At 67.0% G+C, this 20,204-nt stretch carries 18 protein-coding genes; 2 read left to right on the top strand and 16 right to left on the bottom strand.

Annotated elements, in window-relative coordinates; translation table 11 throughout:
• Positions 1 to 44: 44 nt before the first annotated feature.
• The 5 genes from tsaE to glmS all read right to left on the bottom strand — a co-directional run bounded on the left by tsaE (position 45) and on the right by glmS (position 6,157).
• Positions 45 to 554 (bottom strand): tRNA (adenosine(37)-N6)-threonylcarbamoyltransferase complex ATPase subunit type 1 TsaE, encoded by a 510-nt coding sequence (gene tsaE, locus CH306_RS00695; protein WP_094645370.1) that lies wholly within the window; start codon positions 552 to 554, stop codon positions 45 to 47.
• A complete protein-coding gene (locus CH306_RS00700) occupies positions 547 to 1,566 on the bottom strand; it encodes an alpha/beta fold hydrolase (protein WP_094645371.1) in 1,020 nt (339 codons plus the stop codon). Before CH306_RS00700 ends, tsaE begins: the two co-directional genes overlap by 8 nt.
• Positions 1,567 to 1,569: 3 nt before the next feature.
• Positions 1,570 to 2,772 (bottom strand): alanine racemase, encoded by a 1,203-nt coding sequence (alr, locus tag CH306_RS00705; protein ID WP_094645372.1) that lies wholly within the window; start codon positions 2,770 to 2,772, stop codon positions 1,570 to 1,572.
• Positions 2,773 to 2,852: 80 nt separating this feature from the next.
• Positions 2,853 to 4,286, bottom strand: a complete 1,434-nt coding sequence (locus CH306_RS00710) for an NAD(P)H-hydrate dehydratase (RefSeq protein ID WP_094632419.1) — start codon at positions 4,284 to 4,286, stop codon at positions 2,853 to 2,855.
• An 8-nt stretch (positions 4,287 to 4,294) separates the two neighbouring features.
• A complete protein-coding gene (gene glmS / locus CH306_RS00715) occupies positions 4,295 to 6,157 on the bottom strand; it encodes a glutamine--fructose-6-phosphate transaminase (isomerizing) (RefSeq protein ID WP_032397509.1) in 1,863 nt (620 codons plus the stop codon).
• A 98-nt stretch (positions 6,158 to 6,255) separates the two neighbouring features.
• Here glmS and CH306_RS00720 point away from each other — a divergent pair, with 98 nt between their 5' ends.
• Positions 6,256 to 7,116 carry a dienelactone hydrolase family protein gene (locus CH306_RS00720; protein WP_032397510.1) on the top strand — a complete coding sequence of 287 codons (861 nt, stop codon included), beginning with the start codon at positions 6,256 to 6,258 and terminating at the stop codon, positions 7,114 to 7,116.
• A 21-nt stretch (positions 7,117 to 7,137) separates the two neighbouring features.
• Here CH306_RS00720 and CH306_RS00725 read toward each other — a convergent pair whose 3' ends face one another.
• Genes CH306_RS00725 through CH306_RS00735 form a run of 3 tightly spaced genes read right to left on the bottom strand, consistent with a single transcriptional unit; the run spans position 7,138 to position 9,565 of the window.
• Complete coding sequence (locus CH306_RS00725; RefSeq protein ID WP_143545406.1) at positions 7,138 to 7,425, bottom strand: hypothetical protein; 288 nt, start codon at positions 7,423 to 7,425, stop codon at positions 7,138 to 7,140.
• A complete protein-coding gene (locus CH306_RS00730; protein WP_094645374.1) occupies positions 7,422 to 9,263 on the bottom strand; it encodes a hypothetical protein in 1,842 nt (613 codons plus the stop codon). The genes CH306_RS00725 and CH306_RS00730 overlap by 4 nt, the downstream gene beginning before the upstream one ends.
• Positions 9,260 to 9,565, bottom strand: a complete 306-nt coding sequence (locus CH306_RS00735) for a type VII secretion target (protein WP_094645375.1) — start codon at positions 9,563 to 9,565, stop codon at positions 9,260 to 9,262. Before CH306_RS00735 ends, CH306_RS00730 begins: the two co-directional genes overlap by 4 nt.
• A 151-nt stretch (positions 9,566 to 9,716) precedes the next feature.
• Between CH306_RS00735 and CH306_RS00740 the strand changes: the two genes are divergently transcribed.
• Positions 9,717 to 10,757 (top strand): LLM class F420-dependent oxidoreductase, encoded by a 1,041-nt coding sequence (locus CH306_RS00740; RefSeq protein WP_032397514.1) that lies wholly within the window; start codon positions 9,717 to 9,719, stop codon positions 10,755 to 10,757.
• A gap of 4 nt (positions 10,758 to 10,761) precedes the next feature.
• Here the strand turns inward: CH306_RS00740 and glmM are convergent, their stop codons facing one another.
• From glmM to eccCa, 8 genes are all read right to left on the bottom strand, one after another.
• Positions 10,762 to 12,117 carry a phosphoglucosamine mutase gene (gene glmM / locus CH306_RS00745; RefSeq protein ID WP_094632411.1) on the bottom strand — a complete coding sequence of 452 codons (1,356 nt, stop codon included), beginning with the start codon at positions 12,115 to 12,117 and terminating at the stop codon, positions 10,762 to 10,764.
• Positions 12,118 to 12,223: 106 nt separating this feature from the next.
• Positions 12,224 to 12,748: a 30S ribosomal protein S9 gene (gene rpsI / locus CH306_RS00750; RefSeq protein WP_032397516.1), complete on the bottom strand. Its 525-nt coding sequence runs from the start codon at positions 12,746 to 12,748 to the stop codon at positions 12,224 to 12,226.
• Positions 12,745 to 13,188, bottom strand: a complete 444-nt coding sequence (gene rplM / locus CH306_RS00755) for a 50S ribosomal protein L13 (RefSeq protein ID WP_032397517.1) — start codon at positions 13,186 to 13,188, stop codon at positions 12,745 to 12,747. The genes rpsI and rplM overlap by 4 nt, the downstream gene beginning before the upstream one ends.
• A gap of 199 nt (positions 13,189 to 13,387) precedes the next feature.
• Positions 13,388 to 13,729 carry a TraR/DksA family transcriptional regulator gene (locus CH306_RS00760; RefSeq protein ID WP_094632409.1) on the bottom strand — a complete coding sequence of 114 codons (342 nt, stop codon included), beginning with the start codon at positions 13,727 to 13,729 and terminating at the stop codon, positions 13,388 to 13,390.
• Between the two features lie 124 nt (positions 13,730 to 13,853).
• Positions 13,854 to 14,135 (bottom strand): WXG100 family type VII secretion target, encoded by a 282-nt coding sequence (locus CH306_RS00765; protein ID WP_032397518.1) that lies wholly within the window; start codon positions 14,133 to 14,135, stop codon positions 13,854 to 13,856.
• Between the two features lie 64 nt (positions 14,136 to 14,199).
• Complete coding sequence (locus CH306_RS00770) at positions 14,200 to 14,565, bottom strand: WXG100 family type VII secretion target (protein WP_176459470.1); 366 nt, start codon at positions 14,563 to 14,565, stop codon at positions 14,200 to 14,202.
• 159 nt (positions 14,566 to 14,724) lie between these two features.
• Positions 14,725 to 16,179, bottom strand: a complete 1,455-nt coding sequence (locus CH306_RS00775) for a type VII secretion-associated protein (protein ID WP_094632405.1) — start codon at positions 16,177 to 16,179, stop codon at positions 14,725 to 14,727.
• The gene (gene eccCa / locus CH306_RS00780) at positions 16,176 to 20,174 is read right to left on the bottom strand and encodes a type VII secretion protein EccCa (protein WP_094645466.1); all 3,999 of its coding nucleotides are present in this window, start codon (positions 20,172 to 20,174) and stop codon (positions 16,176 to 16,178) included. Before eccCa ends, CH306_RS00775 begins: the two co-directional genes overlap by 4 nt.
• Between the last annotated feature and the right edge of the window lie 30 nt (positions 20,175 to 20,204).

Consider the following 20,204-nt stretch of genomic DNA (forward strand, 5'->3'; position numbering starts at 1 on the left):
AGATTACCCGTCACCGGGGATTCGGCCGCACACCCGGTACCCGGTCAGGATCGATCTCGCGGATCCGCCCGGCCGGGCACCCGACTCACCGTCGCGCGGCGAACATCGGAGTCCGGATCACGCGTCAGACGAACCGACACATGGCCGTCCGTCAGCTTCTCGACCAATCCCTCGCCCCACTCGACCACGACGACGGCGTCGGTGAGGTCGGTATCGAGGTCGAGTGCATCGAGTTCGTCGACGGCCGACTGCCCCGTCATCCCGAGCCGATAAGCATCGACGTGGACCAGCGCAACCGGCGGTAGCCCACGGGGCCGTGGGCCGGGCCGATGCTCTCGCGCGATGACGAACGTCGGCGAGGTGACGCGGCCCTGCACACCGAGTCCGGCCGCGATCCCCTTGGTCATGGCGGTCTTTCCGGCCCCGAGCGGGCCGTCGAGGATCACCAGATCGCCTGCGACCAGAACGTCCGCCAGTCGCGCACCGAACTCGGCAGTGTCTGCGGCAGTGACCAATTCGACGTCCACCGGCAAGGTCAGCGGCTCGTCAGACAACGCCCCACCGTCGCTTCTTGCCCGCGACCTCCGTCGCCCGTGCCACGAGCCGCTGTATCGCGCCGTTGACCTGTTCGGGGAATTCGAGTTGAACCAGGTGCCCACCCTGGCGCACCCGCACCATCTCCGAACGCGGCAGGGCCTGAGCGAGAGCCTCCGAGCTGGCGAACGGAATGATCCAATCCTCGTCCCCGCACACCACCGACACCGGAATGTTCTCGAACTCCAGCAGAGCTTCGGACTCGTCGTGCAACTCGAGCGTCTCGAGGAAGTTGACGATCGTGACGACGGAGGTGTCGTCGATCATCGACTGCGAGAACGCCACCAACCGCGGCGAGACCCGGGTACCGTACGACGCCGCGCGCAGGACCGGCGAGATGAGCGCACGTACCGCGCCGCGGCCGAACTGCACCAGGCCCGGTGACGTCCGCACTGCCGCGCGGAACGCATCGACCGCCGGATTCTGCAGACTACGACCCACCCCGGACTGCGCGAGACCGGCAGCAGTCGTCGAGATCAGGACCGCTCCGATGACTCGCTGCCGCAGAACCTCCGACCGTTGCCGCGCCATGGACAGGATCGACATGCCGCCCATCGAGTGCCCGACCAGAACGATGCGTCCGCGTGGTACCACCGAGCGGATCACCGCATCGAGATCGAGGCCGAGCTGGCCGATGGTGCAGCTCTCCGGGCTCGGTACCCCGGAACGCCCGTGACCGCGCTGGTCGTAGAAGACCATGCGCACTGTCGAACCCCACTGCTGTTCGAGCGCCCGCCGTTGGAAATGCCAGGACGACATGCGCAGGCAGTAACCGTGGACGAAGATCACGGTGGTCTCGGCGTCCGCCGGACCCACCTCGCGCACCGCGAGGGGTACACCGTCGTCCGCCGTGACGATGCTGCCCCGGTCTGCGTCCATCAGGTCGAGGTTCTCGGTGGCCAGCGGGTCCTTGTTGGACCGGAACGCCGTCTCGCGCACCACAATTGCAATACTCTCCAGCAATCCGAGCATGATCTAGATCGTCGCCTCCCCTGAGCGAGCGCCGACGAACCGTCGCCGAACACGTCCACGAACGCCGGTCACGACTTCGTAGCTGATGGTCTCGAGCGCGTCTGCCCAATCCTGGGCGTGTGCCTCTCCCCTGTCCCCCGGTCCGAACAGTAACGCCTCGTCGCCGACTGCGACACCCGAGTCACTGCCGCCGAGGTCGACGACGAACTGATCCATGCACACGCGCCCGACGGAGGGATAGCGACGACCTGCGATGGTCACCTCGAACCGCCCGCTGAGGCGGCGGACGACCCCGTCGGCGTATCCGAGAGCGACGAGGGCGACCACGGTGTCGGCGGGAGCGGTCCAGGTGTAGCCGTAGGACACAGATTCACCTTCGCTCACCTTCTTGATGTTCGCCACCTGCGCCGTGAGAGTCATGACCGGGTGCAGTTCGAACGTTCCCAGTTCGGGCACCGGGGACAGGCCGTACAGAGCAATACCCGGGCGGACCATGTCGAAACCGAGATCGGGTCTGGTCAGCGCCGCTGCCGAGTTGGACAGGTGCACGACGGCGGGAGGGGTTCCGCGCCGGGTGGCGCGCCGCACCGCGTCGCGAAGCCGCTCGGCCTGGGCGTCGTTGGCGGGGTGAGCCGGTTCGTCGGAGCAGGCCAGATGCGAGAACATTCCGGTCAATCGCACAGCGCCCTCCGCGACCGCGACGGCAGTAGCGTCGAGAACGGCGTCGAGATCCGGTTCCGCGACCCCGTTGCGATTGAGCCCGGTATCGATCTTGAGCGAGAGATCAGCGGTGGAACCGACCCTGCGTGCAGCGTCGACCACAGCGTCGAGCTGGGCAGCCGTGGATACCCCGATCCCGACCTGCCCGGCTATCGCCGCCGCGAAATCGGAGTCCGTTCGGTGCAGCCACGCCAACACCGGGACGGTCACACCAGCAGCACGGAGCTCGAGGGCCTCACCGATGGTGGTGACGCCGAGCTCCTGCGCCCCCGCGGCGACCGCGGCGCGTGCTACCTCGACGGCACCGTGGTTGTATCCGTCGGCCTTGACGACCGCCATCACGGCGGCGTCCCCGGCGAACTGCTGCAACACGCGGACGTTGTGCGCAACTGCGTCGAGGTCGACGGTCGCGACGGCACCCGAACCCGTCCGAGGATCGGTCTCCTCGTCGCCACAACCGATACTCACAACATTCGATAGTGCCATCCGAGCCGCGAATACGACGGATCAGGGTGCCACAACCCGTGACACATCCGACATCGAACGTGGGCCACGCACGACCGGGGTCACATCGTGAGCGAGCGCACGGTTCGGATGGCGTCGCGGATGGACTCGCACAGTGGGCTCGCAGAAATGGGTGCCGCGAACTCTCCGTCCGACCCGTGAGCCGCACGGGCCGCGGCCAGTGCGTGGACCTTCGCGCCGCAGGCAGCCGCAGTGGACGGTGCCATCCCCGACGCGAGCAGGGCCCCGAGGATGCCCGACAGTACGTCGCCCGAGCCCGCGGTCGACGCCGCCGACCCTCCGGCGTCGCTGACGAACGTGGTGCCGTCCGCATCGGCGACGATCGTCGCTCGTCCCTTGAGGAGCACGGTGACGCCCCAGCGCGCGGCGAGATCTCGGACCGATCCCACTCGGTCGGGTGCCGGGTCGGATCCGGTCAGGCGGGCGAACTCCCCGGCATGCGGGGTCAGCAGAGTCGGTGCCGCACGTCCGGCGACCCAGCGCTCGTTGCGGGCGAGGACCGTGAGCGCGTCCGCGTCGACGACGACGGGCAGATCCGTGTCCAGAACTCGACGCACGATCTCCGCCGACTCCTCGTCGGTGCCGAATCCGGGACCGACCACCCACGCCTGCACCTTCCCTGCCGCGTCGAGATTCGGTGCGGACACGACCTCCGGGTAGTGCGAGACAACCTCTGCGCCTGCGCTACCCACGTAGCGGACCATTCCGGAGGTCGCCGCGACTGCCGCTCCCACACAGAGCAGCGCGGCACCGGGGAACGTGTCGCTGCCGGCCAGAACACCCACAACCCCCTGCGAGTACTTGTCGTCGGTAGCTGTCGGGATCGGCCATATCCGTCCCACGTCGACCGGCTCGAAGGACGTCATCGCCGGAGCCGGCAGCTTCAAGCCGATGTCCACGAGTTCGATTCGGCCGCAACGAGGTACGGCCAACGCGTGAACCGGCTTGCGCGCACCGAACGTCACCGTCACAGCGGCCGACACGGCAGGCCCCGGTGCCGCACCGGTCTCCGCGTCGACTCCACTGGGCACGTCCACGGCCACGATCGGAGCAGTGATCTGCTCGACCACCGCAGCAGCATCGGGCCGCAACGGGCCCTTGCCGGAAATGCCCACGATGGCGTCGACCACGAGATCGGCAGGTCCGCACCTGCTCACCACGCGTCCACCCGACGATCGCAGGGCCGCGAGACCCTCGGGATGCGCCCGCGTCGGATCGAGTAGGAGTGCCGAGACCGAGACGCCGCGCCGACGCAGGAACGCCCCTGCCCACAGACCGTCCCCGCCGTTGTCGCCGGTACCGACCAGAATCGTCACCCGCCGCCCCACGACGCCGCCCGTACGCACGGTCAGCTCGCCTGCCACGACCGCGGCCAATCCGTACGCGGCGCGGCGCATCAGCACGCCGTTCGGCAGGGAATCCAGCAGCGGCGCTTCCGCGTTCCGAATCTGCTCGGGTGTGTAGTAGCCGCGCATGCCGATCGCTACTCGACGGTGACGGACTTGGCCAGGTTGCGCGGCTTGTCCACGTCGTAGCCGCGTGCCTGGGCGACCTCGGCGGCGAAGACCTGAAGCGGGATCGTCGACAACAGCGGCTGCAACAGCGTCGAGGCCGCCGGGATCTCGATCAAGTTGTCCGCGAAGGGCCGCACTGCCTCGTCGCCTTCTTCGGCGATGACGACCGTTCTCGCCCCACGCGCCTGAATCTCGCGAATGTTGCTCAGCATCTTCGAGTGCAACACCGCCCGACCCTTGGGCGAAGGCATCACGACGATCACCGGGACACCGTCCTCGATGAGCGCGATGGGACCGTGCTTGAGCTCGCCCGCCGCGAAACCCTCGGCGTGCATGTACGCGAGTTCCTTGAGCTTGAGCGCGCCCTCGAGAGCAACGGGGTATCCGACGTGTCGGCCGAGGAACAGAATGGTCGTGGCCGTCGAGAGCTCGCGCGCGAGTGCCCGAACCGGTTCGACCGTCTCGAGCACCCGCTGCACCAACTCGGGCATCGCTTCGAGTTCGGCGAATTCGCGCGCGACCTCGTCGGGGTACTTGGTGCCGCGTGCCTGCGCCAACGCCAGTCCGACGAGATAGTTGGCGGTCACCTGGGCGAGGAAGGCCTTGGTCGACGCGACGCCGATCTCCGGACCGGCCCGCGTGTAGAGCACAGCGTCGGCCTCACGTGGAATCTGCGAGCCGTTGGTGTTGCACACCGCGAGAACCCGCGCCTTCTGGTCCTTGGCGTGCCGAACGGCTTCGAGTGTGTCCGCAGTCTCACCGGATTGCGAGATGGCCACGACGAGGGTCGAACGGTCGAGAACCGGGTCGCGGTACCGGAATTCGCTGGCCAGTTCCACCTCGACCGGCAGCCGGGTCCAGTGCTCGATCGCGTACTTGGCCAGCAGGCCGGAGTGGTACGCGCTACCGCAGGCCACGACGAACACCTTGTCGACGTCGCGCAGCTCCTGGTCGGACAATCGCTGCTCGTCGAGCACGATTCGACCGTTGTCGAAGTGACCGAGCAACGTATCCGCCACAGCAGCGGGCTGCTCCTGAATCTCCTTGAGCATGAAGTAGTCGTGGCCGCCCTTCTCGGCGGCTGCCAGGTCCCAGTCGATTCGGAACGGACGTCCCTGCGCCTCGTTGCCCTCGAAATCGCTGATGTCGTAGCCGTCGGCGGTGATGACGACGACCTGATCCTGCCCGAGTTCGACGGCGTCGCGGGTGTGCTCGATGAACGCAGCGACGTCGGACCCGAGGAACATCTCACCCTCGCCGACACCGAGTACCAGGGGCGTCGAGCGACGAGCCGCGACGATCGTGTCCGCGTGATCGGAATGGGTGAACACCAGGGTGAACGCACCCTCGAGGCGACGCAGAACTGCTTTCGCGCTGGCCACGAAATCGCCGGCCGTCGGGCCGTCGGCGTAGGCCCGCGAGACGAGATGGACGGCCACCTCGGTGTCGGTGTCGGACAGGAACTCGATTCCGACTGCTTCCAGTTCCGCACGCAGCGGACCGAAGTTCTCGATGATGCCGTTGTGCACCACCGCGACGGTGCCGGACGCGTCCCGATGCGGGTGCGCGTTGCGGTCGGTGGGACGGCCGTGCGTCGCCCAACGGGTGTGTCCCATTCCGGTGGTGCCGACGAACGTGTCGGTGCCGATGTCGTCCAGTTCCGCTTCGAGATTGGCCAGGCGACCGGCCTTGCGCTCGACTGCCGTCGCTCCCGCGCCGTCGAGAATTGCTATGCCCGCAGAGTCGTAACCCCGATATTCCATACGCCGAAGCGCCTCGACCACCACACCCAGAGCTGGGCGGTGGCCGACGTAACCCACGATTCCGCACATGGACAATCAGGGTACTCGGCGGGGCGCGCACGACCCATTCGCTCGGGTGGACGTGTCCCCGTCACCTGACGCGCCGCGGTTCGGTAGCGTCATCTCTCGTGGCGAAACCGAAGAAGCTGGCATCTGCTCTCTCCAAGCGCGGCCCGCACAAGGTGCTCCGAGGCGACCTGGCCCTCGCCGGGCAACCCGGTGTCGTCTATACCCCCGCCGAGGGCTTCGGCCTGCCCGGCGTGGCCTTCGCACACGGCTGGATGCTGCGCCCCCAGCACTACACCGACACCCTGAAGCATCTCGCGTCCTGGGGCATCGTGGTTGCGGCACCGGATACCGAGCGCGGGCTCGTACCGTCCCATCGCGGTCTTGCCACCGATCTGGGCACTGTGCTCGACATCATGACGGGCGTCCGATTGGGCCCGGGCAACATCAGCGTGCATCCGGACAAACTCGCCACGGCCGGTCACGCGATGGGGGCAGGCACCGCAGTTCTCGCCGCCTCCCGGCGATCCGACATCAAGGCCGTCGCCGCGCTGTTCCCCGCTCCGACGGCACCCTCGTCCGAGGACGCCGCCGCGGGCCTCACCGTGCCGGGACTCGTCGTCGGAGACAATTCGAACGCCGACTCGCTCACCGACAACTCACTCGCGCTCGCCCAGGCCTGGAACGGACCGTCCATTCTGCGGCGAGTCGACGGCTCGACGGCGGACGGATTCGTCGAAGGCCGCCGGATCCTCGGCGCACTCGGCATCAACAAGCCCGACCGCAAGACTCAGCAACGCACCCGCGCCGTCCTCACCGCCTTCCTGCTGTTCCATCTGACCGGCGACTCCGACTACGAAGAACTGGCCGGAACCGCAGGAGACATCGACGGCACCCGAGCGGTCGATCCACATGCTCCACTGGACGAGCAGCCCAAGCCCAAGGCCACGGCTTCGATCAAGGCGTTGCTCGGACGGGGCTAGTCCCATCGTCACCGAACGGTGTCACACCAGCCACGATCGCGGCCCGTTGTCGGGGTCGGTCTCGACACGCGGTGGGGGTTCTCGCCGGTCCAGGTGAGCCGGTTGCAGCACCGAGCCCGACCTCTGCTCGACGTCGGAGTCCGCTCCGCTCACCTCGGCCGAACGTCGGTCGACTCGGTCGACTCGGTCGACTCGGTCGACTGAAGGAGCCTGCGCCCGGCTCAACGCCTCGGCCGCCCGCGACATCGCGGCCCGGTGCTCGTCGCGTATTCGATGCAACTTCCGTCGCCACCCAGTGTCGGTGCTCACAGCGCCCCTGCTTCGCTCAGTCCCGCACCCGTGCTCGGGGCGGCGGGCTGTGCATCGGCCACCGATCTGTCGGCAGCCACCGGGTGTTGTTCGGCAGGCTGCTCGAGGTCGGGCGATTCGGGTGAGCACTGCGCCTGCACATCCGAATCGGCTTCGGACGGAAGCACCGGCTCGGTCGCAGGGACCGGCTCGGGGTTGGGCACCGGCTCGGTCGCAGGCACCGGCTCGGATGGGAGCACCGATTCCGCCGCAGGGACCGGCTCGGTCGCAGGCACCGGTTCGGACGGGAGCACGGGTTCGGACGAGAGCACGGGTTCGGACGGCAACGCCGAAGCCGGAGCCGGTACGTCCACCGCGTCGGCGACTCCGGGAATCTCGACGATCTCGGGTAGGCCGAACGGTCCGATTCTCATCTCGAACGAGCGTGTTCCGAGTCCGGGAGTCTCGAGTTCGAGGGACACCACACCGTCGTGTTCGAGCGCGATGCGGGCCCGATGCCCATCGAGCTCGGCCTCGAGATGACCACGCTCGTCGCCGGGCGTGGGCGACGCCTGCCCGGGCGGCGGCAGCGGAGCCGGCTCGGGTCGCCGGTCGCCGTCCGGAGCAGCGTCCTTCGTGTCGTTCTCACCGGCCCGGCTCTCGACTGCGGTGTCGCCGGAACCGTCGAGATCTCGACCGTCGATCGTCTCGGTCAGAGCATCGTCGATCCGGTCGACGATGCCGGCGACGACTCGATCCACGAGCCCGTCCAGAGAATCCCCCACCTCGTCACCGGCGGGGTTGTCAGCGGTCGGATATCCGGCCGAAAGCACGGTGTCTGCGCCGGCCGGTCCGTGGCCGCCCGGCAGTGACGCCGCCGGTCCGACCGCAGCAGGTCCGACCGCCGCAGGTCCGACCGCGGCCGAACCGACGGCTGCAGGTTCGGCTCCGGAAACGGCCGGTGCAGAACCGATCTCGGCCGGACCCGGGTCGGCGGACGAGCCGTCGGGCCCCGGCCACAGCGCCGACGTCCCGGGTTCCATCGCCCAACTGCTCTCGTCGAGTTCGCCGAACGATGGCTCGTGAACACTTCCCAGAACGTCCACCACCAAAGCCAGACATCTTTCGACGGCGATGTCCGTGGCAGTACATGCTGCGAGGACTGCCTCGCACGTACCCTGCACCCGCGGTACGAACTCGGTGTCGATCCACCGCCTGCAGCGTTCGGTCACCTCGGCGGCGAACTCGTCGGAGACATCACCGCCGAGCGCCCTGTCCTTCAGATCCTCGAACGCAGACGCCAATCGCGGGAACACCGCCTCTCGATCTACCGGGAGGCACTCGATTCCCGACGCAACGACGATCGCGTCGATCTGGTCGACATCTTTGCCGTCCACCAGCTCGATGTCGATGCCGCCGACGAGCTCGGCCTTGTCGGTCACGGCGTCACGGAGAACGTCGACGGCCGCACACATCGTTTGATGAGAGTCCTCGATCGACGCCAGGAACTGAGAAGCCTTCTCCTGTTCGGCCGAAAGGTAGGTCCGAACCGCCTCCCCCGCATCACCGTGCCACCGCAACTGAAGGACCCGGCGAAGTTGCACCTGCTCCTCGAGTTGATCGGTGAGTACGGCGGACACCGTCCCGACGGCGTCGGCATCGGCTCCGAGCGCGCCCAGGTTCAGTCCGCGCTGCTCGTCGTACCTGGCGCACACGTCCTGATATCGCGGGATGTCGACGCCCGGAACGCGGCTCGCCAGTGGCAGGAAGCGCTCGAAGTACAGCAGTCCTTGTGCGTTGGCATCGAGAATGTCGTCGATCGACGCCCCGTCACCGGACGAGGCCGACGGAAGTGTCACCGGTGTGACTCGATCGCGTACGAGGCGGCGTCGTCCTGTTGCTCGTACTCGTTCATCGCGCTGGTGAGGGCTTCGGAAATGTCCTCGACCGACGACCTCCAGGCCCTGACTGCACGCCCGAGCCCGAGGTGCGCCTGGGAATAGGCAGCGCCCAGGTCACCGTAGATCCGTCCTGCCCCCGCGGTACCGAAGCCTGCGTCCGCCACGGAATCGGCGGCGTCGCCGAGCGCCTCCGCCGACAACGCCAATGCATCCGCCACGCCGCGAACTCGGTCCACGTCCACCCGAACCCCATCGCTCATACGTTCCCGTCCCCCCTCGCAGTGCCCCTATCTCACTATGACGTGCGCCGACTCACATCGGTTCCGCAGAGAGCGGTAACGTCCCGATGTGAAATGTCAGTAACAGGTACCTGAAGTGGCTGCACCAGCTGCTCACCGAACGAGGAGTCCCATGCACATCGGAACGATGCTGAACTACAGCGGTGGTTTCAACGAGACCGTCGCCGAGGTGGCCGAGCTCGAGAAGGCGGGTCTCGACATCATTTTCGTGCCCGAGGCCTACTCGTTCGACGCCGTCAGCCAACTCGGGTTCCTCGCGGCCAAGACGAGCACGATCAAGATCGCCTCCGGCATCTTCCAGATCTACACCAGGACTCCGTCACTGACCGCCATGACCGCCGCCGGTCTCGACTACGTCTCCGACGGCCGGTTCGTACTCGGACTGGGCGCGTCGGGACCACAGGTCGTCGAGGGCTTCCACGGCGTCAAGTACGACGCACCCATCGCCCGAACCCGCGAGGTCATCGAGATCTGCCGCCAGGTCTGGCGCCGCGAGAAGGTGCAGCACCAGGGCAAGTACTACCAGATTCCACTGCCCGCCGACCGGGGAACCGGCCTGGGCAAGCCCCTGAAGCTGATCAATCACCCTGTGCGCGATCGCATTCCGGTCGTCATCGCCGCACTCGGACCCAAGAATGTCGAACTCACCGCCGAGATCGCCGAAGGTTGGCAGCCCATCTTCTACTTCCCGGAGAAGGCCGCCGACGTGTGGGGCGAGTCGCTCGCCGCAGGCAAGGCCAAGCGTGACCCGTCACTCGGCGAACTGCAGGTCTTCGCAAGTCCCACCCTCGCCATCGGCGAGGATGCGGAGAAGTACCTCCCCTGGGTCAAGCCACACCTGGCGCTGTACATCGGCGGCATGGGAGCCAAGGGCAAGAACTTCTACAACTCCTTGGCCCAGCGATACGGGTACGAGGCCGAGGCCGAGAAAATCCAGGACCTGTACCTGGCAGGCAAGAAGGAGGAGGCCGCCGCGGCAGTGCCCGACGAGCTCGCTCGCGCGGTCAACCTCATCGGCCCGGAAAGCTTCGTCAAGGAGCGAGTGGCAGCTTTCGCCGAGGCCGGTGTGACCACTCTGAACGTCGCGCCGCTCGCCGAGAACACCGCAGGACGCGTCGCGCAGCTGACCGCACTGCGCGAACTCACCGCCTGAGACGTCAGACCGACGCGACCCGGCCCGCCAGCTCTTCGGCGAGCCGGGTCGCGACGTCGAGTTCGGACGCTTCGACCATCACACGCACCAACTGCTCGGTACCGCTGGGGCGCAACAGAACTCGACCCGATTCCCCGAGTTCCCGTTCGGCCGACGCCACCGCGTCCGACACCGACGGTGCCGACGCCACCGCTGCTTTGTCGGACACGCGCACGTTGATCAGAACCTGCGGCAGGGTCCGCATGGCCGACGCCAGATCCGCGAGCGAACGCCCGGTCTGCGCCATCCGCTCCATCAGTCGCAGCGCCGTGGCGATCCCGTCTCCGGTCGTTCCGACCGCGGGCAGCACCACGTGCCCACTCTGCTCGCCACCGAGCGCGAAGCCGCCGCGGCGCAACTCCTCGAGCACGTACCGATCTCCGACCGCGGTGGTGCGCAACGTGATTCCGGCCTCGCGCATCGCAATGTGCAGACCGAGGTTGCTCATCACCGTCGCGACCAACGTGTCGTCGGTCAAGTGGCCCGCGTCGTGCATCGCGATGGCCAGTACCGTCATGATCGCGTCGCCGTCCACCACGGAACCCGACGCATCGACGGCGAGGCATCGGTCCGCGTCGCCGTCGTGCGCGATCCCGAGGTCGGCTCCGTGCTCGACGACGGCCTTCTGCAAGCCCTCCAGGTGCGTCGACCCGCACCCGTCGTTGATGTTCAGACCGTCGGGTTCTGCATTGATCGCCACGACCGTCGCACCGGCCCGCCGGTAGATCTCGGGCCCGACGACCGAGGCGGCACCGTGCGAGCAATCGACCACGACGGTCACGCCGTCGAGTCGATGCGATACCGATCCGGCCAGATGTTCGGTGTAGCGCGCCGCGGCGTCGTGCGCGAGTTCAATACGGCCGATCGCTGCACCGGTGGCGTCGTAGGGCGGTTCGTCGTTCCGGGAGCGCCCCTCGGGATCGAGGGCAGCTTCTATCCGGTCCTCGACGTCGTCGTCCAGCTTGTGTCCACCGGCAGCGAAGATCTTGATTCCGTTGTCGGGCATCGCATTGTGGGACGCCGAGATCATCACGCCGAGCGCCGCGTCGTATTCGGCGGTGAGGTAGGCGACTGCGGGTGTGGGCAGTACGCCGACGTCGATCACGTCGACACCCGATGCGGTGAGTCCGGCGGACACGGCTGCGCTCAGCATCGCCCCACTCACCCGCGGATCACGACCGACCACTGCGACGGCCCTGACGCCGTCGACGTTCGGTGCCAACACGGCGGCTGCGGCTCGCGCGATCCTCAACGCCAGCTCAGCGGTCAGAACCCCGCCCGCAAGTCCCCGAACTCCGTCGGTGCCGAACAATCGCGCCATGAACCAAGACCCCTTCGAGCGGAGAGAATGTGGTGGAAAATGCCTCGAGGGCAGGCGTCCGATACTGCTGGATGCCTGCCCTCGAGGATGAAACGGGTAAGACGCGTCAGCGCTTGGAGTACTGCGACGCCTTACGGGCCTTCTTCAGGCCGTACTTCTTGCGCTCGACTGCACGCGCGTCACGCGTGAGGTAGCCCGCGGCCTTGAGCGGCGGGCGATCGTCGGGTGCAAGCTCGATCAGTGCACGCGAGATGGCCAGACGCAGTGCGCCTGCCTGTCCCGACGGTCCGCCGCCGTGCAGCAGCGCGACGATGTCGAAGGACTCTGCGCGGTCCACCAGAACGAGCGGAGCCTTGATCAGCTGCTGGTGCACCTTGTTGGGGAAGTAATCCTCGAGGGTGCGGCCGTTGAGCTTGAATCCGCCGGTGCCCGAGGACAGCCGAACGCGAGCGACGGCTTCCTTACGGCGACCGACGGTCTGGATCGGGCGATCGAACACGATCGGGGCCGGAGCGGCTGCGGCTTCGATGTCCGAGACGACCTCGGGATCTTCGACTGCCACGAACTCGTCGGCGGCGATCTCTTCGATGTTCTCCTGCGACGTCACGTCATTTCCCTCCGGCGCCGTCACTGGGACACCTGCTTGATCTCGAACGGAACGGGCTGCTGAGCGGCATGCGGGTGGTTCGGTCCCGCGTAGACCTTCAGCTTGCTCGCGATGGCATTACCGAGCTTGTTCTTGGGGATCATGCCGACGACGGCCTTCTCCACGAGACGATCGGGGTTGCTCTCGAGGACCTGACGGGTCGAGCGCGACTTCAGACCGCCCGGATGGCCGGAGTGGTGGTGGTGGAACTTGCCGTCGAGCTTGTTGCCGCTGATGGCAACCTTCTCGGCGTTGATGATGACGACGAAGTCGCCACCGTCGACGTTGGGTGCGTAGGTGGGCTTGTGCTTACCGCGGAGCAGAGTCGCGGCCTGGACGGCGAGGCGTCCGAGCACGACGTCCGTGGCGTCGATCACATGCCACGTCCGGGTGGTGTCCCCGGCCTTCGGGGCGTAAGTAGACACAGAAAATTCCTGTCTTCATGATGTCGCTGCTGGCCAAGACGAGTGGATGCCCTCGGCGGCCAGTTGAGACCCGAGGACAAGAGCTCGATACGCACAGAAGTACGCGGCGAGCCCATACACGCCAACGGGGAACGATACCGGGAGCGGACGCCCAGGTCAAAACACCTCCGCTCGTCGACGCCTCGACTCGTCGACCTCGTCAGCGCAGGCGCACACACTGCATGCATCGACGGGCAGCGGGAAGAGCCTCGAGCCTGATCGCCGGGATCTCGCTTCCGCACCGCTCGCAGGAACCGTAGGTCCCGGCCGTGAGCCGCGAGACCGCCGCGTCGATCTCGCGGATCTCCGACTGGGTGTCGGTGATCAGCGCGGCGATCTTCGCTCGCTCGAACGCGATCGTCGACCCCTCGGGATCGTGCTCGTCGTCGTCGGTGGTCAGCCGCGATCCTTCGATCACCGACGCAAGTTCGGCCCGAAGCGACGCCAGTCGACGGTCGGCACGAGACCGCTCGGCCCCAAGTACTGCTCCGACGTCCGTCACCGAACCAGTAGACACCCGGACCGCCGTCGTGACCAGTTTCTCCGGCTCACGAGAACCGAGCTGGAGGAAGACGGAAGCCCCGACCGAGGTCTCGGTCGGGGCTTCCGCTCTTCGTGACGACGGGTCAGCGAGCCATCCGCGCCTTGTTGGCCATCTCGACGCCGTGCATCGTCTCGCCACCGGTGCGGGCGGCCGCGACGAGGCTCGACAGAATGAGGTTGAGCTCGTCGGATGCAGAGCTCCACTGACGCTGCAGCTCGTAGTAGGACGTCATCGCGTCGCCCTCCCACGACTGGTAGAGCCGCTTCGCGGTGCTGTCCACGTCCCCGAGAAGGTCCTTGGTCACGTTCGCCTGCTTGTTCATCGCCTCGGTCAGCGCCGCGATCTGCGCGAAGTCGTATTTCATGTCGGATCGGTCTCCTTGGTCGAGCGTGGTCGTGTGGATTGTCGTGTGGTCACCGGATGCACGTTCACCTGAACGAGGACAGTCCCGAATTCAGCGATCCGGCCACCTGGTTCACGGCCGACACGTTGTCGTCGTCGGCGTCCGAATAGCCGTGGCCGTTCGTCTTGATGTCCGCGGAGATCTGCTCGAGCGCGCTCCGCATCTTCTGCGCACTGGTGTCCCACTGAGCCATGACGTCCTGAAAAGACTTGCCTGCCTTGCCGACCCACGCCTCGGCGGTCTGCTCGACGATCGACCGAACGGCCGAATTGGACGCGTTGATCGACACACTCAGGCCTTCGATCGTGGCACCGGCGGCCACGAGCTCCTGCGGTGTGACCGTGACGCCGTTCGACGAACCCGTAACTTCCGGTCCCCCTGGATATCCCACTTCGACTCCTTGTCTCCGATACTCGATTCACATGCACCCGCGGCGCACGTGCCGATCGACCGAGAGGCCACTGTCGGCCCGCTCACTCCCCTACATCTCCTTGGACGCAACGACCCCTCGATTCGGTTCCGGCCGTGCACGAAAAACTGTGGGCCGCTCTCACGACGGCGCAACGATGTCCAGAGTCTGCGTTGCCTGACCGCATTCGGCGTCGATCACCGTCGCGTCGTCTCCCTCGAACTGGCAGCCGATGCTGACCTGAAGGTCGGACTGGACGAACACGCGCCACAGCACCGTCGAGTCGTCGATCGGTCTCTCGGTGTAGGCGATCCCGACGCGGCCGCCGAAATCGCGGGTGGATTCGAGCGATCCGATGGTGGAATCCGGCCCACGGGCATCGATGGCCGACCGAAGCTCGTCGGCAACCTGCTGCTGCGTCGAACCCGGTGACAGCTCTGCCACGGTGACGACGATCCGACGCTCGGGTGGGGTCGGCGGAATCAGCACCATGCGGTCCGCTTCGTCCACCTTCGTCCAGGTGTCCGGCAACCGCATCGACACCCGCCCGGACACGAACGTCACCGTCTCGACCGGCGTCGGCGGATCGGTCGTCGTGGTCGGTAACGGTTCGACGAGGGACGACACAGCACTCGGGGCCTCGGTAGGCGACAACGGTTGCGCTGCAACGCTATCGGAAGCAACGGGAGGACGTCCGGTGAAATACACAGCTGCGCAGACGAATACGATGACCGCTGCTGCCGCACTCACGGCCGCGAGCAGCTGGGGACGCCGCTTCTCCCGCGGCCGCGGCGGGGCGGCCACGTCGTCGAGCCATGCCGCCGATCGCGTCGTCGCAGCACGGACCGATGGCGCGGGGACGAGATCCGCCCCGGCTCGCCGATACAGCGACCGGGCGACATCGAGTCCGGTCAACCATCGAGTGGGGTGATCGGCGACGGGATCCTCTCCGACGCGGGGCGCCGCCACCACGTACACCTCGTCGGGGCAGTTCGTGACCGACGACCGGACGTACTCCCCGACCGCTCGTCGCCAACCGTCGTCGTCACCCGTACCGAAGGGCAGGATCGCGCCGGTGTCTCCGCCGTGCGCCCCCGATTCGTCGAGAACGACGACGGACGTGTCGAGAGGCCCGACTTCGACGACGACCGCGGCGGACGGCGCGCGTTCACCCGACCACGACAGGGCCGCCTCGGCCGTCTCCACGAGCACCACCTCGTTCGCCGAGGTCGCAAACAGTGCACGAAGGATGCTCGTCCGTTGCTCGCCCCAGGTCGATGGATACGCGATCTCGAGCACGTCGAGTCGGTCGTGCACCCCGGCACCGTTCAGGGCCGACCACACGATTCCGTGCAGTACCGCCTCCCGGTCCCACACCGAGCTCCCCACCGGGACCGACGCATCGTCGATACAGAGCAGGGGCGAAATCTCGTCTCCCTCCGTGCCCCGGCCGAACACCAGACGACCACCCTCGGCCGTGGCGAACGCCGATCCGACGCTCTCTCTCGGACCCTCGAAGGCTCCGGCCGTCGCGACGACGGAGATCTGCGTGTAGCCCAGATGCACTGCGGCATAACGCCACGAGGGGCTCGTCAACTCGAATGTCCGAGCTGAACGAGTGCCTGGCCCGAGCGGTCGACGAACACCCCACGTCCGGGCGGCATGGCACTGGGACGTACCGTCCCGAGCAGATTCCCTTCGTCGCGGCTTCCGCTCATGACCAGTCCCGGCGTGACCAGATCGCGCAACCGTCCGATCACCGGGTCGAACAGCGCCCGGCCTGCCCCGCCGGAACGACGCGCCACGATGAGATGCAGCCCGATGTCTCGTGCATGGGGAAGGTGTTCCACCAACGGGGCCAACGGATTTCCCGACGACGTGGCGACCAGATCGTAATCGTCGACGACGACGAACACCTCGGGGCCGTTCCACCACGACCGCTCGCGAAGCTGCTGCTGGGTCACATCCGCCCCCGGCATGCGGTCGGCCATGCGGCCCGCGAGGTCGACGAGCATGGCCGTCAGCGTCGCCTGCGAGGCCGCGTACCCGGCCAGATGCTCGGAATCGAATGCGCCGAGGAGAGTTCGGCGGTAGTCGGCGACGACGAGTTTGACGGTGTCGGACGAGTTCGCCTCGACGAGCGATCGACAGATTCCGCGCAACAGAGAAGTCTTGCCGCACTCGCTGTCACCGAACACGACGAAGTGTGGATTCTCCGCGAAATCGACCACGACCGGCGCCAACTCGGCTTCGTCGATGCCGATGGGAACTCCGAGCTCGGGGATACCGCCGCGGATTCGTGGCCACGTATCACCGAGCCGATCGACGATCGCGGATCGTTCGAGCAGCTCGGGCAGCATGCGCACCGGCGGTGCCGGGGTTCCCGCAGATGCAGCCGCGATCGCGGCGACCGACTCACCGACCGCGCGAGAGAGTCCGTCGACGGAACAGACGTCGTCCACTCGTGGAAGTGCGATCAGCAGATGCAGTCCGTCCCTGGTCATACCCCGGCCCGGACGCCCCTCGGGAACGCTCGCGGCCTTGGCTCGGCCCATGTCCGAATCCGACGGATCTCCCAGCCGCAGTTCCAGTCGAGTACCGATCAGGTCCTTGGTCGCGGGCCGAACTTCCGCCCACCGAGAGGCGGTGAGGATCAGATGCAGACCGAAGGCGAGGCCCTGCGTCGTCAAGGTTGCGATCTGCTGTTCGAGACTCTCGAAATCGGACCTGATGGACGGCCAGCCGTCGATGACGAGAAAGACGTCACCGAACCGATCCTCGGGGTCGACGGGGTGCGCTGCACGACGCCGTCGGAACTCCGCCATCGAGTCGATCCCGCGATCACGGAAGGTCTTCTCTCGCTGCCGAACGACGCCGGCGACCTCGGCCACGGTCCGCCGAACCCGGTCGACATCGAGCCGGTTGGCCACCGATCCGACGTGCGGCAGATCGGCCAGCCCGGCCAGCGTTCCGCCGCCGAAATCCAGGCAGTAGAACTGGACCTGCGCCGGCGAATGCGTCATCGCGAGCGCCAGGATCAACGACCGAAGCGCCGTCGACTTACCCGATTGCGGGGCACCGACGATGGCGACGTGGCCCGCAGCACCGGACAGATCGACGGTCAGCAGATCACGGCGCTGATCGAAAGGCCGGTCGATGATGCCGATCGGGGCACGCAGGGCGGCGAGCGGACCGATGCGCTCGGTCAGAACCGAGTCGGGCAGCAACCGGTTCAAGGTCGGTGCGGTGTCCAGCGGCGGCAACCACACCTCGTGGGCCGGCGTTCCGCGACCCCGAATTCGTCCGACGACCACATCCAGCACCGTCGGGCCGGTGCTCCGGGAGTCGACCGGATCCGGTTCTGCCTCGGGCGCAGTGGCAGCCTCGATGCGGCCGAGATCGACCGAGTCGAGCGGTACCGCGTAGGCGGTGAAGGGTTTCGGCCCGATGTCGCCTCCGAGTGAGGGCCGAACGCCAGGACCGGAACGCGGCGGCGAGTACGGGCCGGAGACGTACGCCGCGGCAAACCTGACGATCTCGGCCGAATCGCACTTGAGGTAGCCCGCACCCGGTTGTGCAGGCAGATGATAGGCGTCGGGAACTCCGAGCACCGACCGAGACTCGTTCGCGGAGAACGTCTTCAGGCCTATTCGGTAGGACAGGTGACTGTCGAGACCGCGTAACTTGCCTTCTTCGAGGCGCTGGCTGGCGAGCAGCAGATGCATGTGCAGAGAACGCCCGAGCCGACCGATCGCGACGAACAACTCGGCGAATTCCGGTTGCTGGCTGAGCAATTCCGAGAATTCGTCGACAACCACGAACAAGGCGGGCATCGGTGCCAGATCCGCTCCCGCGGCTCGTGCCCTCTCGTAGTCGGAGACGTTCGCGAAGTTGCCGGCCGAACGCAGCGATTCCTGCCGACGGTTCATCTCACCGGCCAGCGCATCGCGCATTCGATCCACCAACGCCAGGTCCTCGGACAGGTTGGTGATGACCGCGGCCACGTGCGGTGCCGACTCCAGGCCTGCGAACGTCGCACCGCCCTTGAAATCGACGAGCACCAGGTTCAGCTGGTCCGGCGAGTGAGTCGACACCAAGCCCAGCACGAGCGTGCGGAGGAACTCCGATTTTCCCGAACCCGTTGCCCCGATGCACAATCCGTGAGGTCCCATACCGTTCTCGGCGGATTCCTTCAGATCGATCTCGACGGCGCTGCCGTCGGGGGCGACACCGATCGGTACCCGCAGCCTCTCGCGTCCGCGCCGCGTCGTCCACGCTCGGTCCGTGTCGAGTGCACCGACATCGGCGATACCGACCAGGCTGTTCCATCCCGAGATCGGGACTCCGCCGTCGTCGACGACATCGACGACGGACGAGGACGACGGCGCACGATACGGCGACAGGCGTCGAGCCACGGTGTGCGCCTGGGTGGTGCTCATCGAATCCGCGACGGCGAACACCTCGACCGTGGTTCCGCTGACCGCTCCGATGGATCCGTTCTCGGCGAACAGCCGAAGGCCACGCGATGCGGCGAGTCCGGGACACAGGCCGGACAGATCGATGATCGTGACGGAATCGAGGCCCGTGTCGGTGAGATCGGTCGATCGGTTGTCCAGAAGCCCGCCGTCCACCACGATCACCAACTGCACGACGCCTGCGACGGGAACAGCTCCGCGCGCAAACCGATTGCGCATGGACAGCACGTCGCCGAGTGCTCCCTCGAGTTCGAGGAAGCTGCCGAAGATCATCCGAGCGGACCCGGCACCGTCGCGCAGAGCGTCGTGCTGAGTGTGCGGGAGCCACTTGGCCCACTCCCATTGCTGCACGGTGTCCGGCCCGCAGACGATCGCGACAGCGACGTGGTCGGGTCCGTGAAAGCTGCACAGCGAGGCCAACATCGCGCGCACCATCGCCCGGGCCTCGTCGCGATCTCCCGATACGGACAGCGCCGCGAATCCTCTCAGTGACACCGCGGTCGGCAGCGCGGCCACCACCGAATGAGCTCGCACGAAGCGGCGCAGAGACACTGCCGAGACGGGTTCGAGTTCTTCCACCGGCCCGGTCCCCGGCGGAACCAGTCGAGTGGCGAGCCGCTGATCCCCACAGCCGACTCGTACGTGCGCGAAATCCGGATCCGACAGTCGCCGTTCCCACATGCGCTCGGTTCCGGCGATCGACCACAACGTCTCGGGTGCCGGGTGACTCCATTCGAGGGCTCGGCGTTGTGCGCGCTCGGTCTCGGCGACGTCGCGGCGGAGCTGATCCAGATAGCGGAGGTAGTCCTTGCGGTCCTCGTTCGCCTCGGCCGTACGCGCTCCGCCCGACTTCCCGCCGCCTGCCAACATCCCCACCATGGACATCAACATCATGGCCGGGAACATCAACATCATCGGGTTCGCCGCTGCCCCGGAGGTGAACATCAGCGCGACCATCCCTACCATCGCGGACACCATCACCAGTGGCATCAGCTTCATCAGCAGATTGCCCGGCACGGCGCGCGGGATCTCGGGTGGCGACTGCAGGGTGACTTCACCGCCGGGAGATCGAGGCACTTCCCGTCTGGCACCGCGAACGAAGCGCACGGTACTCATCGATCCGCCCCCACGGCCACGCCCCCAGAA

The organism is Rhodococcus sp. 15-725-2-2b, from assembly GCF_002259075.1.
Lineage (GTDB): Bacteria > Actinomycetota > Actinomycetes > Mycobacteriales > Mycobacteriaceae > Rhodococcoides.

What these genes read in the sequence shown, in the direction of transcription:
- CH306_RS00740 (WP_032397514.1), top strand. Translation starts at nt 9,717, where the DNA reads ATGCACATCGGAACGATGCTGAACTACAGCGGTGGTTTCAACGAGACC.
- CH306_RS00710 (WP_094632419.1), bottom strand. Translation starts at nt 4,286, where the DNA reads ATGCGCGGCTACTACACACCCGAGCAGATTCGGAACGCGGAAGCGCCG.
- CH306_RS00765 (WP_032397518.1), bottom strand. Translation starts at nt 14,135, where the DNA reads ATGAAATACGACTTCGCGCAGATCGCGGCGCTGACCGAGGCGATGAAC.
- alr (WP_094645372.1), bottom strand. Translation starts at nt 2,772, where the DNA reads ATGGCACTATCGAATGTTGTGAGTATCGGTTGTGGCGACGAGGAGACC.
- CH306_RS00700 (WP_094645371.1), bottom strand. Translation starts at nt 1,566, where the DNA reads ATGCTCGGATTGCTGGAGAGTATTGCAATTGTGGTGCGCGAGACGGCG.
- glmS (WP_032397509.1), bottom strand. Translation starts at nt 6,157, where the DNA reads ATGTGCGGAATCGTGGGTTACGTCGGCCACCGCCCAGCTCTGGGTGTG.
- glmM (WP_094632411.1), bottom strand. Translation starts at nt 12,117, where the DNA reads ATGGCGCGATTGTTCGGCACCGACGGAGTTCGGGGACTTGCGGGCGGG.
- CH306_RS00735 (WP_094645375.1), bottom strand. Translation starts at nt 9,565, where the DNA reads ATGAGCGATGGGGTTCGGGTGGACGTGGACCGAGTTCGCGGCGTGGCG.
- eccCa (WP_094645466.1), bottom strand. Translation starts at nt 20,174, where the DNA reads ATGAGTACCGTGCGCTTCGTTCGCGGTGCCAGACGGGAAGTGCCTCGA.